The organism is Anaerolineales bacterium (assembly GCA_015075725.1).
Taxonomy (GTDB): Bacteria; Chloroflexota; Anaerolineae; order Anaerolineales; family Villigracilaceae; genus Villigracilis.
This window is the reverse complement of record JABTTV010000001.1, coordinates 61848-78516: the sequence shown is the minus strand read 5'-3', so window position 1 is coordinate 78516 and position 16669 is coordinate 61848. Positions and strand designations below refer to the sequence as shown.

The window sequence follows — 16669 nt, the reverse complement described above, 5'->3', positions numbered from 1 at the left end:
CGCTCGTCCGCGTCTCAAATTAACTTCGGGGTTAATTATGTTTCAATCCACAAACCGATACTTGAGCAGCGCCCAAACCGCCTCGAAGGCGTCGTGTAATTTGATCTTCTTCCCTTGCGAGTAATCGCGCGGGTTAAAGGTGATCGGTACTTCGAAGATGCGGTATTTGCGTTTGAGAATTTTCGCGGTGAATTCCGGCTCGAAGTTGAAACTATTTGCGCGGATGACCATTCCCTGAATGACTTCGCGGCGGAAGACCTTGTAACCCGTTTCCATGTCGGTCAGGATCGTGTCGTAGAGAATGTTCGTCATCAACGTGAGTAATTTATTCGCCATCAAATGCCAGAACATGGTCACGCGGTGGGCTTTGCCCAGAAAGCGCGAACCATAGACCACATCCGCCAGACCTTCTTCGATGGGTCGGAGCAATTCGGGGTAATCGCGCGGGTCATATTCAAGGTCGGCGTCTTGAATCAAAAGCACATCGCCCTTCGCCGCAGACATGCCCGTGCGGACCGCGGCTCCCTTGCCCTGGTTCTTTTCATGCAGGATCACGCGCAGCCCCTTCCTGCCCTCCAATTTTTTCAGGATGTCGCGCGTGCCGTCCTTCGAACCGTCGTCCACGAGAATGATCTCGTGAGCTTTTTTGGTCGCCTGGACGCGCTTCAGGATCGTCTCGATGCTTTCGGCTTCGTTGTAAACTGGGATTATGATGGATAGTTTCATAGCGGCTGGATTATAAACGAAAAGAGGTATAATCCCGCCCGTTCGTGTTCTGGAAATTGCGATTAAAGCCCTGAATGCTCGTCGAACCCACTTTCGGATGGACGGTAAACATCAACGAATGAATAGCGAACCACTATTGCAGGTGAAATGCTTTTTGCTGGATATGGACGGAACGTTCAACCTGGGGGAGGGGATCATCGACGGGTCCCTGTATTTTATCGACACCCTCAACGAACTGAACATCGACTATTTGTTCCTGACCAATAATTCCTCGAAGCACCGCGGGATTTATGCGGAGAAGATCACGCGCCTCGGGCTTCCCATTTCGGAAGAGAAGGTGTTTACAGCCGGGGAAGCGACCGCCCTGTATCTCGCCAGGGAGCATCCCGCTGCGTCCGTGTACGTCGTCGGGACGCCCGCGCTCGAAGAAGAGTTCAGTCATCACGGCTTCCTCCTCGAAGAGAAGGACCCTCAAATGGTCGTGCTCGGATTCGACACCACGCTGACCTACCAAAAACTTTGGAAGCTGTGCGACTTCGTCCGCGCCGGGCTGCCTTATATCGCAACCCACCCCGATTTCAACTGTCCGACTGAAACAGGGTACATGCCGGATATTGGCGCCATGATCGCCTTTGTCCGTGCCGCCACGGGGCGCGACCCGGATCTTGTCGTCGGAAAGCCCAACCGTATGATCGTGGATGCCGTGACACAGAAATACGGTTATGAAATCCCTGAAATGTCGATGGTGGGCGACCGCCTTTACACCGATATCGCCCTCGGGCAGACGTCCGGAATCACCACCTGCCTGGTATTGAGCGGTGAAACAAGCCGGGATGACCTCGCGGATTCCCCGTTCCAGCCAACATACACCTTCGCAAACCTGAGAGCGATCGCAGACTGGCTCAAAGCGCATGGAAGGCGAAGAGCGGGTCGATGATTCGATGAAATTTATGATTCCAAGACTGGAACCTTGGGCTATAATTTTTTTAATGACATGACTCAGATTCCTTTCCCATTCGATAGAGGATAAAAATGTTCAATGAACTGATCGCAGCAATGCAGGAAGCCATCCAAGTGCTTCGCCGCGAGCCGCAGAAGACCGTACAGCTCTTCCATCACAACGACGCGGATGGCTTGACCTCGGGCGCCATCCTTGCCCGCGCCCTTGAAAGGCAGGGATATACCGTCAAACGCTACTGTTTGGAGAAACCATATCCCGCCGTGTTGAAAAAAGTGTACGAACAGGAGGGTGGCATCATCATCTTTGCCGATTTCGCGGGTCGGATCGCTCCCATGCTTTCGGATCTGAACCGGGGCAGGAATCTCACCCTGATTCTCGACCACCACGTCGCTGAAGAATCGACCGATGAACGGGTTATCAACCTCGACCCTGACCTCTTCGGGCTGAAGGGTGATCGCGATATATCCGCCTCGACCACCTGTTATCTTTTTGCGCTGACCCTGGACCCGATCAACCGGGACATGGCTCATATCGCAGCAGTCGGCGCAGTCGGCGACGGCTTCTTCGTCGACGGTGAATTGGTCAGCCAGAACCGCGATGTCGCGCTCGAAGCCGTCCACCAGGGGCGGATGGAAATACGAAAGCATGACAAAGGGGAAGAATATTTCCTCATCGGTGAAAAAGGCCGCATCCCCGTCCTTGATTTCAGCGATACCCTCGATATTTTAGGCGGGGTGGGCTACTACCAGGGCGGACCGGATATGGGAGTCCATGTGTGTCTCGAAGGTGTCTCGCCCAAGTCGGACCGTATGGTCGAAGAGCTGAAAGCCGTCCGCACGAAAATATTCGAGGATGAAATTACCCGGCTCAAGTCCGGTGGGATGCGGCAATCGCCGCGCATCCAATGGTTCAACGTCGAGAAGCGCTTCTTCCCAATGGGGGTCAAAATGATCGGTGCGTTCTGCGATGTGATCCGGTTCACCGATTTGATCGATCCTCATAAATATCTTGCGGGCTTTCAAGTGATTCCCGATGAGATACCCGGATTCGGTGAGATCAAGTTCAACGAGGTGAAAATCTCCATGCGGGTGTCCCCAATCATGGAGGAGGAGATCCGCGCGGGGAAGGCAATGGGACTCAACATCTTCCTCCCCGAAGCGACAGGCAGGTTGGGAGGCTTTTCCGACGCCTGTCACACCCTGACGGCTGCGACCACGGTCGCCATCGGCTTGGAAGAACCGCTGATTTCAGAGATGGAAAAAATTCTAAAAGGAGATTCGTAATGTCTCAAGGAACTGGTTTTGGCAAGACGATCCTCATCGGGGATCAATTCGTTTTGGATGAAGTGCCCGCGATCGTTTCGGCGATTCCCTTCGAAACGATAACGACGGTCGAAAGGACGAGCGGCAAAGGCTGGACGCTGGAAGATAACCGCATCGAAGCGCCCGGCTACAAGGAAAAGAAAAAAGAACAGCAGGTCGGGTCGATCAACAAGATTCTCGAGGTCATGAACATCGATGTCGAGAAGAATCCGATCAAGATCACGGTTGCCGGAAACCTTCTGGCAGGCAGCGGCGTGGGCGCCAGCGCCGCGAGCTGCGTTTCGCTCGCCCGCGCATTGAACGAAGAGTTCGAATTGGGTTATACCGTCGAAGAGATCAACCGCGTCGCCTGGCAAGGTGAGTTTCCTTATCACGGCGTGGCGAGCGGCGTGGATAACACCGCCTCCACCTACGGCGGCCTTCTCCGGTTTTGGCTGAAGGATGGAAAACAGAATTTCGAGCGGATCAAGACTCCCAAGTCCTTCGAGATCGTGTTGTGCAATAGCGGCATCACGGCCAACACCGCCGCACTGGATGAATTCATCGAAGTGCAAAAGCAGGATAATCCCAAACTTTTCCGCTCGCGGCTGGATACGATCATCGCTCAGGGCGCGGATTTGAAAAAGGCTCTCGAAGCGGGCGACCTCATCAAAGCGGGCGGGATCATGACCGAGAACCACAAGCTACTGATCGATATGGATATGTCCCATGAGATTCTCGACGTATTGTGCAAAATGGCTCTCGAGAACGGCGCGTTAGGCGCGAAAGTCACAGGCGGGGGCAGGGGCGGATATATGATCGCTCTGACTCCCGGCAGGGACCTTCAGGATAAAGTTGCCTCTGCCTTCGAAAAGGCTGGGTACAACCTGATCATCAAGACCGCGATCGGCGGCTAACCTGTTTGGCGCCCGCATCACAGGGCATCTCAGGTTCACAAGACGGGATACACCCGCGGAAGGAGATTTCGCGGGTGTAGTCTTGCCCTGGTGGTTGAGAGTAAACCAGACCTCCGCCTTTCGGCCCTGCAAGGTCGTGAAAGATTCATGACAATCGTTTGGCGGAAACAGAGCTGAAAACGAAACGAAGTATAATCGGCTGTGCATTACGCAATTTTTCATTTTTAGGAAACGGTGAAAAAAATGGTCGTCAAACAACCGGGAACCGGACAAATCCCCCCTGCGCCTTCCGGCGGCTTTACCCCGCCTCAGATCAACACTCTGGAAGATACGGGACTTTCTCCCCTCTGGCTTCAGGATTTGATTCTAAAAGTATTGTACTTCCGCGGTTATCTCACCGGCAGCAAGGTATCGGATGAGATCACGCTCCCGTTCGCCGGGGTGACCGATCAACTTCTCACAACGCTCAAGCAGGAAAAACTCATCGAAATCAAATCGTCGCAGGGCGGCTTGGGCGAAGGCTCCTATACCTACGGCATCACAAGCGCGGGCATCGTCCGGGCGCGCGAGGCGTTGGAACGCAGTCAATATGCGGGACCCGCTCCCGTCCCCTTCGAGGTTTATAACGAATCCATCCGCCGACAAAAGAGCGGGCGCGTCGCCGTGACCACCCGCACCATGCGGCAAATCCTTTCGCAATTGGTCATCTCCGAAGCGACCTTTCAGCGGCTTGGACCCGCGCTCAACTCGGGCACTTCTATCTTCATGTACGGACCTCCCGGCAACGGCAAGACAAGCATCGCGCGCGCCTTCGGCAACCTCGTCCTCAGCCAAACGATGTATATCCCGTATGCGTTGTATTTGGATGGTCAGGTTATCAAAGTGTACGATGCGGTCAGTCACAGCCTTGCGCCGGATACCGATCCCAATTCGAACCCGACCGGGACCTTGCGTGGTTCCAGTCGCCGCGACCCGCGCTGGATAAAGATTCGCCGCCCCTTCATCGTCGTCGGTGGTGAGTTGACCCTCGAAGGGCTCGACCTCGTATTCGACGACACAACAAAATTCTACGAAGCACCCTTCCAGGTGAAAGCCAACGGCGGAATCCTTTTGATCGATGACTTCGGCCGCCAGCAAGTCCGACCGCGCGACCTGCTCAACCGCTGGATCGTGCCGCTCGAAAACCGCGTGGATTTTCTCCGCCTCCACACCGGGCGAAAAGTGGAAGTGCCCTTCGATGTGTTGATCGTCTTCTCGACCAACCTCCCGCCGAAAGACCTCGTGGATGAAGCCTTCCTCCGCCGCCTGCGTCACAAGATCGAGATCGGCGATCCTTCGTTCGAAGAATACCGCGAAATTTTCAAGCGCGTCTCGCAGGACAAGCACATCGAATACAACGACCAGGGTCTTGCGTACCTCCTGCAGGAGTGGTACATCAAACGCAACCGTAAACTGCGTGCCTCGCATCCGCGCGACCTCTGCGACCAGATTCTCGACATCGCCTCGTACATGGCAGTGCCTCCTTCGATGAACCGGGAGATGATCGACCGCGCCGCCCTCGCTTATTTCGTGGATATTTAACCCGCTTCGGACTGCGCCTCAGCCTGAATCTTCATGCTTGACAAATTCCCACGCCCCATCCTTCTCGCGCATCGCGGCGACTCGTCCCATGCGCCGGAGAATACCCTCCCCGCATTTGCTTCGGCTCTCGAAAAGGGCGCCGATGGCGTCGAACTCGATGCGCAGCTCACCGCTGACGGTCATGTGGTGGTGATTCATGACCCCGATGTCAAACGCACCACAGACGGCGAAGGACGAATCTCTTCTCTTTCAATTGAAACCGTCCGCACATTGGATGCGGGCTCATGGTTCAGCCCGGCCTTCAGCGGCACAAAAGTGCCGTTGCTTGAGGATGTGTTCGAAGCCATGGGCAGGGATAAATTGATCAACATCGAATTGAAGAACTATTCCACCCCCTTCAACGGGCTGGCTTTGAAGGTATGCGAGTTGATCAAGCGCCATAATAATGGCAGCCAGATCATCCTTTCATCGTTTTTCGCTTTCAATTTGAAAATAGCCGCACGGGAATTGCCCGGAATTCAGCTCGGTTTGCTTGCATTGCCAAGCTGGCGCGGATCATGGGCGCGTTCCTTCAGCTTTATGTTCGGAAACTATCAGGCATTGCACCTGCATCATTCGGATACGACGCGGGAACAAATCCAACGCGCACATCGCATAAAACGCCGCGTCCATGTCTGGACGGTGAATTCTCCAGAGGAGATTCGACGTCTGAGCGATTGGGATGTGGACGGCATAATCACGGCCGATCCGGGCGCGGCAGTGCGGGCGCTTGGACGGGCGAAGTGAAACTCCCAGAATGCCGGAAGCAAACCCGGGCGGAGTCGGATGCGGAATCTCATTGGCGTCGTTTGAACAACGGCGTCGATTTTTCTTTGTGTGTTGATGAAAACCATGGAGATTTTTCATTCCTTTATGTTATAAGAGTGGGTGAATGCGGCTGATTCGAATCCTTTTCCTGTTTTTGGTTGTGCTTTCCATTATGCCAATTTCCGCAGAGGCGCAAACTCCAACTCCGCCTGCCGCGGTCCGGTTGTTGTTGGATTCGATGTCGCCTGAGGAGCGTGTTGGGCAATTGTTCCTGGTCGCGTTCACAGGGACGGATACCGGGACCGATTCCCAGATATACGAACTGATCGCGCGCCGTCATGTTGGCGGCGTGGTCTTGATGAGGGAGAATGAAAATTTTGTCGATGGCGATACACTGGCGGAGGCGAGACGCCTGGTTGAATCGCTGCAGCGGATCGAATGGGATGCCGCCACCAAATCAGCGACCGACCCTGTCACCGGAAACATCCTGCGGTTTGCCTACGTGCCTTTATTCATCGGTATTTCGCAGGAGGGTGACGGATATCCTGCCGACCAGATCCTCAACGGGCTGACTCCCCTGCCCAGCGAGATGGCGATCGGAGCAACCTGGGACACGGAATATGCAAAGGATGTGGGCGAAACGCGCGGGGAGGAGATCTCCAGACTGGGTTTCAATTTATTCTTCGGTCCTTCTTTGGATACGCTTGAATCCCCGGCTGAAGCGGGGGGCGATCTGGGGACGCGAGTCTTTGGGGGCGATCCTTTCTGGGTGGGGGAAATGGGGCGGGCTTATATCCGCGGGCTTCACCGCGGCTCGAACGGGAACCTGCTGGTGATCGCCAAACATTTTCCCGGCGCGGGGGGAGCGGACCGCCTTCCGCAAGAGGAAGTTTCCACAGTGCGAAAATCTCTCGAGCAGTTGAAACAGGTGGAACTCGCGCCCTTCTTTGCAGTAACCGGGAAAGCCGAACTGCCGGAAGAAGTCGTGGATGGCTTGCTCGTTTCTCACATCCGCTACCAGGGCTTTCAAGGGAATATCCGCGCCACCACCCGCCCGATCAGTTTCGACCAGCAGGCACTGGGTCAGATTCTGGCATTGCCTGAATTTGCGGAATGGTACGCGAACGGGGGGTTATTGGTCAGCGATAATCTCGGCACAAAAGCCGTTCGCGAATTTTACGCCACCGGCGGGGGATTATTCCAGGGGCGCATCGCCGCGCGCGATTCATTTCTCGCCGGCAACGACCTGTTGTATCTTGGCAATATCAAAGGCGATGATTCCCCTGACAGTTATACGTCTGTCATCCGCACGCTCGAATTTTTTGCGCAGAAATACCGCGAAGACCCTGCATTTGCCCAGCGGGTGGATGCTTCGGTAACGCGCATCCTCATGGCAAAACTGCGGTTGTACGATAACTTTACGCTCAACAATGTGATCGTTGATTCCGGTGACAATCCGTCCCTGCCGGAGACGGAATCTGCAAGTCCCGAACCTGGAACGGACATCACCTTTCAAATCGCGCGGAGCGCAGCCACACTAGTCAGCCCGAGTCAGCAGGACCTCGCTTCGATCCTGCCGTCTCCGCCCCAGCCCAATGACCGATTGGTATTCATCACGGATTCAGTCAGCGCGGCGCAATGCTCGGGTTGTTCGTCCCAGCCTCAACTGGCGGTCGATGCGCTGCAAAAGGCGGCTTTGCGGCTTTACGGTCCGCAGGGTGGGAATCAAGTGGAGGAGTTCCGCCTCAAATCGTATTCCTTCGAGAATTTGACGGCATTATTGGATGCGCCCGATGAGAATCAATTTGTGGCGGACGATCTCGATGCCGCTGATTGGGTCCTGCTCGCGGTGACCGATTCATCGCAAGGCGAGGCTGTTCTCATCGGCCGTCTTCTGCGCGAACGCCCCGACCTATTGTTGAATAAACAATTGATCCTGTTCTCGTTTGGCGCGCCTTATTACTTCGATACCACCACACTTTCCCGTTTCACCGCTTATTACGCGCTCTACAGTAAACAAGCCCAGTTCGTGGATGTTGCGGTTCGCCTACTTTATCAGGAACTGACTCCATCGGGCGCTTCGCCGGTATCGATCCCTGCTGTTGGATACGATCTGATCACGGTCATGTCGCCGAATCCGGTCCAGATCATCCCGCTCTTTCTGGACCTGCCGATTGCCTCTGCCACCCCAGATGCACTCAACACACCCGAGCCAACCCTCGCGCCTCTTTTCCGCATCGGAGATACGATCTCGATTCGCACTGGTGTGATTATGGATCACAACGGCAACCGCGTCCCCGATGGGACGGTGGTGCGCTTCGCCATGTTGTTGACCGGTGAAGGCGGGGGAATCCTACAGCAAGTGGAAGCGGTGACGACAGACGGCGTGGCGCGGGCGGCATTCGGATTGGACAAGCCCGGCTTGCTGGAGATTCGCGTTTCCAGCGAACCGGCTGTAATTTCCGAGGTACTTCAGCTCGATGTTTCCCAATCCGGCGCAGTGGCAGTGACCCTGGTCGTACCGGAACTCACACAATCAGCCCAGCCGACGCCTCTCCCGACTGCCCCGGAGGAACCCGACGACTTCATAACCCAGGAAGGTTACCCGAGAATATCGGCTTGGTCGTTATCCATGCTGTTCGTACTGTTGGGCTCGGGGGCATTCTTTGTCATTGCCTCGCGATTCGCCAAGCGGACTTCCGCTTTGCGTTGGGCGCTCGGTATGTTGCTGGGCGGCCTGTTTGCATATAACCTCCTGGCGCTCGGGTTTTTCAACCTTCCTGAATGGCTTGCCGAAGCGGGTGTTTCAGGGGTGATCTCCGTCACGTTGGCGGGTCAGGTGCTGGGGCTGGCGGGCGGCTGGATCTGGTCACGCGCCGGAAAATAGTACTTTTAATTCATATTCACCCGCAAAAAGAGTGATATTATCCTGATGGGGATGTCATTCCTATCACGACGAGGTCAGGAGAAATTCGATTTATGGAATCAAACAGTAAAACTGCGAAAACCGGAAAACCACCCAAGGCAAAACAACCGCCCATTCTATTCGATAAGACCCAGGCGATCATCCACGACCTGACGAAAAAACTCGGCGGCACCCTGGTCACCTATTTCAACAACCCGCGCGGAAGCGTCTGTCATGACGATGTACTGGCACTGTTCGAACTTTTGGAAAAGATCGGCCACCAGAAGACCATTTATCTCTTCATCAAATCCAGCGGCGGCAATGGACAATCCTCCCTGAGAATCGTGAACCTATTGCGGCAGTATTGCGACGACATCGTTGCGGTCATTCCGTTGGAATGCGCCTCCGCTGCGACCATGATCACGCTTGGGGCGAACGAAATCCATATGGGCCCCATGGCCTATCTTACCTCCGTGGACACTTCGCTCACACATTCGCTTTCACCCATCGACCGCGACAACGACCGCGTCAGCGTCAGTCTGGATGAACTGAACCGCGTTGTGAGACTCTGGCAGGCTCAAAAATCCGATTCGAACGAAAATCCATACCAGCAGCTCTTCCAGCATGTGCATCCGCTTGTCATCGGCGCGGTGGATCGCGCAGAATCCCTTTCCATCATGTTGTGCAAGGAATTGCTCGCCTATCACATAAAAGAGGAATCCGTTGCGGAACAGATCGCGTCCACCCTCAATTCGAAATATCCATCGCACGGGTACCCGATTCTATTCGAGGAGGCGCGGCGCATCGGCTTGAAGGTCAATCATCTCAAGCCGGAGATCAATTCGAAACTGCTCGAACTCAACGAACTCTATAGCGAAATGGGCCAGCGCGCCACCACGGATTTCGACGACACTCACGCCCACGGGAACGAAATCCTGAACATTTGGGAATCGACCGATGTGCTTGTTTATTACCAGCAGGATAAGGATTGGTTTTATCGGACTGAGGAACGGCGCTGGATATCACTCAATGACAATAGCAGTTGGAGGCGGGTGGAGAGGAAGGGGAACCGGGTGGAGAAATCCATCATCCACATTGCATGAGACCGCGAGACACAGCCCCGGCTGTGTCTTTTTTTCGCTAGAATTGATATTAACAAAACCTTTGCAAAACCTTTGCACTGTGGTATAATCTAATTATGTCGAATACTACTCAACTCAAATTCAACGACCCGGCTCCAGACCTCACCCTTCTGGATAAGAACGGGAAGCCAATCCGGCTCTCTTCACTTTGGAAGAAGAAGGTACTCGTCCTTGCCTTCACACGTCATTTTGGATGTCCGCAATGCAAGGAGATGATCGACCAATTGATAGACGCGCATCAGACCCTGACCGAGCGCGGACTCCAGCTTGCAATCGTTTCTCACGCCTCAGCCGAATCTGCCAAAGCCTTCTGCGACCAGCGCGCGCCGGATGCGATCTGTCTCGCCGACGTGGACCGTTCCGCCTATCACGCTTATGGCTTGTATCGCGGCACCTTCTGGCAGACTCTTCTCTCACCCCGCATCTGGCTTTCGAACCGCAGGCTTGCGCGTGAAAAAGGATTCACACCCGGGATTCCATATCCGGGTCAGGATGCCTATCAAATGTCCGGCACCTTCGTCATCGGCATGGATGGACGCATCCGCCTGCCTTATTACTACGAAGACATCGCCGATCATCCGCCTGTGGATTTGCTTCTGCACGGCATCATGGGCGTGGATTGGAAGAACCCCTTCGACACGAAGTCGTTGGTCTAGGAAGAAATGATATGAATAGTTTATTTATTGCCGCCTATCTTGCCCTCAAGGAAGTGATTCGCAACCGTGGTAGGTTCCTGATGGTGGCTTTGGTCATTGCGCTGATCACCGTGTTGGTCCTCTTCATTGCCGCGCTGGGGGAGGGGTTGTCGGATGCAAACCGGCAGTATGTCGCCAATCTCGACGCGCAGTTGATCGTCTTTCTTGAAAAATCCGATTACAGCATCACCGCCAGCCGCCTCGAGACGAACACAATCAAAGCCGTGAGGCGTGTGGAGGGGGTGGCGGATGCCGGTCCCATTTACACGTCCAATTCCGAAATTGTCTCACTTCCTGAGCCATTGAAGATCTCCATGTTGGGCGTGGAAGCGGAGCGACCCGGCATGCCGCCTCTGCTGGGCGGACGTTATTTCCGCGGAGGCGAGGCGCGCGAAGCCGTCATGGATATGAGCGTGGCACAGCGTACCAACCTGCAGATCGGCGATGTGATCGAGATTCGCTCCACGCAGGGTACCGAAGACGAGTTCTTCACATTGACCATCGTGGGACTTGTGGATAAACAAGCGTACTTTTTTCAACCAACCATTTTTGTCCCCCCGTCCACGTGGGAACTGATCCGTCCGCAACCTGAAGCAGACCTGAGCAGTGACACGCCCTATCCGAATATCGTTGCCGTCAAGTTGCAGGATCCATCCCAGATCGAGGAAATGAAAATGCGCTTGCAGGAACGGGTTCCCAATATCGAAGTTGCCGATATTGAAACCACCATCAATAACATTCCCGGTTATTCGGCGCAGCAAGGGACGGTCCAAACCCAGGGCGCCTTTACACTGCTGATCGGTATTTTGGTCATTGGAGGATTTTTCCAGATCCAGGTACTTCAAAAAGTGCCGCAGATCGGCGTCTTGAAAGCCATTGGGTCCTCGAATTTTGTGGTCGGACTCTCCGCCGTGATCCAGATCATCTTTGTGACCGCCATGGGAGTTGGGATCGGTGCCACGTTGAACTATCTTTTTTCGCTAGGTTTGCCTCCCACCATTCCGCTGGCGTTCAATGGCACGCGTTCCCTGATTGCCATCGCATTGCTTCTGTTCATCGGTCCATTGGGAGGGCTGGTGTCCATCATCTATGCAGTTCGTATCGAGCCGCTCAAGGCTCTAAGGTTAGGTTAGAAAATGTCTGATGTTGCATTGGAAGTCCGCGACCTGGTCAAGACGTTCACACTGGACGGCGCAGCCATAAACGCGGTGAATCAGGTATCGTTTCAGGTGAAATTCGGTGAGTTTGTGGCGTTGGTCGGGCCCAGCGGTTCCGGCAAGACAACCCTGCTTTCCATCCTTGCCGCGCTTTTGACTCCCACCAGCGGGCAGGTCGTAATCGATGGGCAAAATCTTGCTCTAATGAGCGAGAAAGAACGCGTAAAGCTGCGTCGCGAAAGGATCGGTTTTACGTTTCAAGCGAATAACCTGATCCCTTATCTATCTGCCCGGGAGAACGTGGAATTCATGCTGCGCCTGAACGGAAAAATCGACCATGGCAGCCGCATCCGATCAGATGAACTGCTCGCCCGCCTCGGCCTGGCTGAACGATTACACAATCTCCCCGCCCAAATGTCCGGCGGTCAACAGCAGAGAGTGGCAATCGCCCGGGCTTTGATCCACAACCCGGCGCTCGTCCTGGCGGATGAACCCACCGCCTCCCTCGATACTGAACGCGCATTTCAAGTGGTGGAGACTTTTGCCAATCTGATCCATGAAAATGGGCGGGCGGGAATTATCGTCACGCATGATTTGCGCATGTGCCAATTCGTCGACCGCGTCCTGCAAATGCAGGACGGCAATCTTGTGCGGGTGTACGAATCGAAAAAGGAAATCCGTGAACTTGTAAGCGCAACTGTTCACTGATCAAAGAAATTTCAGATATATCAAAAAGGCATCCGATATCTCCGGATGCCTTTTTGATTGCCGGGTACAAACCGGTGATACCTGACTACGCCGTTTCGAGATATCGTTCGATCTCGTAATCCGTAACGCGTAAACGGAACTCGTCCCACTCTTCCCACTTCGCGCGCAGGTAGGCTTCGGTGAGGTAATCGCCGAGGGAGTTCTTGATCACATCGTCCTTCGACAGTTCAGTCAGGGATTCAGCCAGAGAGCCGGGCAGTTCGGTCACACCCAGCTTGGCGCGTTCTTCCCTGTCAAGGTGGTACAGGTTGATGTTGTTCAACGGCTTGGACGGCTTCGCACCCTTATCGATGCCGTCAAGCGCGGCGGCAAGCATGGAAGCAAATGCCAGATACGGATTGCAGGACGGATCGGGGAAGCGCAGTTCGGCGCGGACGGATTTATCGCGCCCTTCCGTATAGCGCGGAATGCGGATCAGCGCGGAGCGGTTTTGCTGCGCCCAGCCGATGTAAACGGGAGCCTCATAACCGGGGACCAAGCGTTTGTACGAGTTCACCGTCGGCGCAACCACACCGGCGAGTGCGCGGGCATGTTCGAGCTGACCGGCGATGAAGGAGTATGCCAGCGGGGAAAGGTGGGCTTCGTCCTTGGCGTCGAAGAACAGGTTTTTTCCGCTCTTGGCATCGAAGAGACTCTGGTGACAGTGCATGCCGGAACCATTGATGCCGAAGACAGGCTTGGGCATGAATGAGGCGGTGAGTCCGTGCTGGGCGGCGATGGCTTTGACGGTGTATTTTAAGGTCAGGACGTTATCGGCGGTCTTCAGCGCATCCGCAAAGCGGAAGTCGATCTCGTGCTGGCCGAGCGCCACTTCATGGTGTCCCACTTCCACATCGAGCCCCATCGCATCGAGTGCATCCATCAACGCCGTGCGTACGACAACCGCTTCATCGAACGAAGAGAAATCGAAATAACCGCCGGTATCGTGGGGGACAGGGTGAACGCCATTGCTGCCGTTCGGTCCTTTGAAGAGAAAGAACTCCGGTTCGGGACCGATGTTGAACTTCCAGCCCCGCTCGTCGATCTTTTTGAGGATGCGCTTTAATGCGCCGCGTGGATCGCCTTCGAAGGGTTCCCCGGCGGGGGTGAAAATATCGCAGAACACGCGCGCACGGCGGGACTCTGCCGAAGACCACGGCAGGACCGCGTAAGTATCGGGATCGATCTTGAGGCGCATATCGCTTTCCTGAATGCGCGCAAAGCCTTCCACCGACGAACCGTCGAACCATGCGCCGTCATTCAGCACATCCTCGAGGTGGCGGATCGGCATATCCACGCTCTTGACCGCGCCGAGCACATCCGTGAACTGGAGCGAAAGGAACTTGACATTATCTTCCTTTACTTTTTTGATTAGATCTTTTACGTCCATTTTTTATCTCCTTTTTGATTTGAAATTTTCATTATGCCTTCCATTACCGATGGATTCCAAACTTGTCACTTTCCACTTGAGAAACCTCCTCCGCCTCTTTCTGGACCCGAGGCCTGCCCCTGCTGTTGATGAATATGACTGCGCCGATAATGATCGCGGTCGCCAGCCAGATGCGCGGCTCCAGCGCTTCGTTTCCAAATAGATATCCAAGGATCACGGCCACGATCGGATTGACATATGCATACGTGGCGACGAGTGAGATCGGCGCGTTTTGCAGCAGCCAGATGTACGATCCGAACCCAATGATCGACCCGATGGTGATGAGATAAACCAGCCCGATCAACGACCGCGTCGACGTCTCAGCCGGGTTCCATCCGTTCAATTCGCCCGTCAACAACGAGACGACGATCAAGCCGATACTGCCCATGAGCATTTCCGCGCCTGTCGTCATAAAAGACGATTTCGGCAAATCCGCAGACTTGCTGTAAATCGAGCCGATCGCCCACAAAATACATGCGGTAAGCAGGGCGATCACGCCGAAGGGATCCAGCTTCATCCCGCCGCCTGAGAATTCGGCGGGTCCAACCAGGATAAATATGCCAAGAAAACCGATCGCCAGGCCGGTGATTGCCTGCCACGTAGGTTTGATTCCCCCCGGGCGCATCGCCTCGAGGATAACCAGCCAGAGAGGAACCGTGGCAATGGTCAAGGCCGCAATGCCCGATGGGATGAATTGTTCCGCCCAGGAGACAAGCCCATTTCCGCCCAACAACAACAGGTTGCCGATGATGAATGTGGAGCCCCACTGCCTGCGGGTGGGCATTTCCTGCCCAGCGGCTTTCTGCCAGAGCAGGATGAGCACACCCGAAATGAGGAATCGTATCGCCGCATGAAAGAAGGGCGGAATGGTCTCGATGGCGACTTTGATTCCGAAATACGTCGAACCCCAAACGATATAAAGTGTGATTAACGCGACCCAGATTTTTGATTTCATTCGATTCCCTTTTGTTTAGTCGAAGACCTGACAGGTCTTCAGGACCAGCCAGGTCTTTCTGCTTACTCCAATACTGCTAATTCTCTTGCTAAAATCGCCTTCTTGCGGACCGATCCATACAGATAATTCCCGAATTCGCCGCTTTTGCGGATCACCCGATGGCACGGGATGAGATATGCGATCGGATTGTCTCCCACCGCGCTTCCCACTGCGCGGACAGCACGCGGATTGCCAATATGAGTAGCGATCTGCTCATAAGTGGTCAGCGCGCCGGATGGGACACTGAGAAGCGCCTCCCAGACCTTGATCTGGAAATTCGTCCCGCGAAGGTGGAGCTTGAGAGGAGCATCAGGCTTCCCGTCCAGGAAGATGCGGTTGACGAGCGGAACGGTACTGGCGTAATCCTCGGTCATGCTTGCGTGCTTCCAATGGCTCACCAGGTTATCGACCGCCCTGCCTTCGCTTCCATCGATAAACCCGAGGTGGCAGATTCCGCGCTCGGTTGTGGCGATCAGGCATTTCCCGAACGGCGTAATGTGGATCCCATACCGGATGGTCACGCCTTCCCCGCGCGACTTGTACTCGCCAGGGGTCACGGCTTCGGTGTTGACGAAAAGGTCATGGAGCCGACCCAGGCTCGATAGTCCGACCTGATGCGTGGTATCCAGCAGATTCTCCGACCGGTCGAGGATTTCCTTCGCTTGTTCCTTCGTCAGGAATTGCATGAAGCGTTTGGGGCTGATGCCCGCCCAGCGGGTGAACAGGCGTTGAAAGTGATACTCGCTCAGCCCCACAGCCGAGGCAATCTCCGCCAGTTCGGGCTGATTCTGCACATTGGCTTCGATGTACTCAATGGCTTGTTCGATCAGCCGATAGTGTTGTAAAGGTTCGAGTTCTTTTTCCATATCAATCTCCTTTTCTTGCACGAGATTGTATTTGGCGTTCCCGATGCTTGCGACCCGATTCTTGCTCATTTTCACTTTCCCCCTCTCTTTCCTGGGAGAGGGAAGGGGTGAGGGCAAAATAAAACAGACACGCCTGGGCATGTCTGTTTTATCCGCTTCGGTATTTAAAACAAATGCCCTTCCAAACAAACAGGCAAAACTGCCCGCTCACTACGCTCACTTGTCCCGCCTGTTGCCATGCGGTTTTCGTGGATACGCTTGCTTTGGAAGGGAGAAGGAAGCCGGTGAACCGACTCCAGAGGCATCCGCTGATCTATCCGATTTTCTCGCTCTTTCCCTCTCCCCTCGGAAGAGGGGTGGGGTGAGGGCGATTAGCGTCCCGTTCGCACGGGAGAACCTCTACCTCGTGATCCCGTTGTTGGTTGATCGACCCGAAGGGCG

The 16669-nt window shown here is 54.8% G+C and carries 14 protein-coding genes; 10 read left to right on the top strand and 4 right to left on the bottom strand.

Features of this window, described 5'->3' with window-relative positions; genetic code table 11:
- Nucleotides 1-42 precede the first annotated feature (42 nt).
- A complete protein-coding gene (locus HS100_00365) occupies nt 43-726 on the bottom strand; it encodes a glycosyltransferase family 2 protein (GenBank protein MBE7432345.1) in 684 nt (227 codons plus the stop codon).
- A gap of 118 nt (nt 727-844) precedes the next feature.
- Between HS100_00365 and HS100_00360 the strand changes: the two genes are divergently transcribed.
- The 10 genes from HS100_00360 to HS100_00315 all read left to right on the top strand — a co-directional run bounded on the left by HS100_00360 (nt 845) and on the right by HS100_00315 (nt 12900).
- Nucleotides 845-1663, top strand: coding sequence for an HAD-IIA family hydrolase (locus HS100_00360; protein ID MBE7432344.1), 819 nt, complete (start codon nt 845-847; stop codon nt 1661-1663).
- Nucleotides 1664-1758: 95 nt separating this feature from the next.
- A complete protein-coding gene (locus HS100_00355) occupies nt 1759-2970 on the top strand; it encodes a DHH family phosphoesterase (protein ID MBE7432343.1) in 1212 nt (403 codons plus the stop codon).
- The gene (gene mvk, locus HS100_00350; protein ID MBE7432342.1) at nt 2970-3905 is read left to right on the top strand and encodes a mevalonate kinase; all 936 of its coding nucleotides are present in this window, start codon (nt 2970-2972) and stop codon (nt 3903-3905) included. The genes HS100_00355 and mvk overlap by 1 nt, the downstream gene beginning before the upstream one ends.
- A gap of 243 nt (nt 3906-4148) precedes the next feature.
- On the top strand, nt 4149-5486 hold the full coding sequence (locus HS100_00345) for an ATP-binding protein (GenBank protein MBE7432341.1): 1338 nt from the start codon (nt 4149-4151) through the stop codon (nt 5484-5486).
- 33 nt (nt 5487-5519) lie between these two features.
- Complete coding sequence (locus HS100_00340) at nt 5520-6272, top strand: glycerophosphodiester phosphodiesterase (protein ID MBE7432340.1); 753 nt, start codon at nt 5520-5522, stop codon at nt 6270-6272.
- A 193-nt stretch (nt 6273-6465) separates the two neighbouring features.
- Complete coding sequence (locus HS100_00335; GenBank protein ID MBE7432339.1) at nt 6466-9180, top strand: hypothetical protein; 2715 nt, start codon at nt 6466-6468, stop codon at nt 9178-9180.
- A gap of 92 nt (nt 9181-9272) precedes the next feature.
- Nucleotides 9273-10301 (top strand): ATP-dependent Clp protease proteolytic subunit, encoded by a 1029-nt coding sequence (locus tag HS100_00330; protein MBE7432338.1) that lies wholly within the window; start codon nt 9273-9275, stop codon nt 10299-10301.
- A gap of 95 nt (nt 10302-10396) precedes the next feature.
- Entirely contained in the window at nt 10397-10996 is a 600-nt protein-coding gene (locus tag HS100_00325; GenBank protein ID MBE7432337.1) for an AhpC/TSA family protein, read from the top strand.
- Nucleotides 10997-11007: 11 nt separating this feature from the next.
- Nucleotides 11008-12168, top strand: a complete 1161-nt coding sequence (locus HS100_00320) for an ABC transporter permease (GenBank protein MBE7432336.1) — start codon at nt 11008-11010, stop codon at nt 12166-12168.
- Nucleotides 12169-12171: 3 nt separating this feature from the next.
- Entirely contained in the window at nt 12172-12900 is a 729-nt protein-coding gene (locus HS100_00315; GenBank protein MBE7432335.1) for an ABC transporter ATP-binding protein, read from the top strand.
- Between the two features lie 85 nt (nt 12901-12985).
- Here HS100_00315 and HS100_00310 read toward each other — a convergent pair whose 3' ends face one another.
- The 3 genes from HS100_00310 to HS100_00300 all read right to left on the bottom strand — a co-directional run bounded on the left by HS100_00310 (nt 12986) and on the right by HS100_00300 (nt 16297).
- Nucleotides 12986-14329 carry a glutamine synthetase gene (locus HS100_00310; protein MBE7432334.1) on the bottom strand — a complete coding sequence of 448 codons (1344 nt, stop codon included), beginning with the start codon at nt 14327-14329 and terminating at the stop codon, nt 12986-12988.
- A gap of 43 nt (nt 14330-14372) precedes the next feature.
- A complete protein-coding gene (locus HS100_00305; GenBank protein ID MBE7432333.1) occupies nt 14373-15323 on the bottom strand; it encodes an EamA family transporter in 951 nt (316 codons plus the stop codon).
- 62 nt (nt 15324-15385) lie between these two features.
- The gene (locus HS100_00300; protein MBE7432332.1) at nt 15386-16297 is read right to left on the bottom strand and encodes a methylated-DNA--[protein]-cysteine S-methyltransferase; all 912 of its coding nucleotides are present in this window, start codon (nt 16295-16297) and stop codon (nt 15386-15388) included.
- Nucleotides 16298-16669 lie beyond the last annotated feature (372 nt).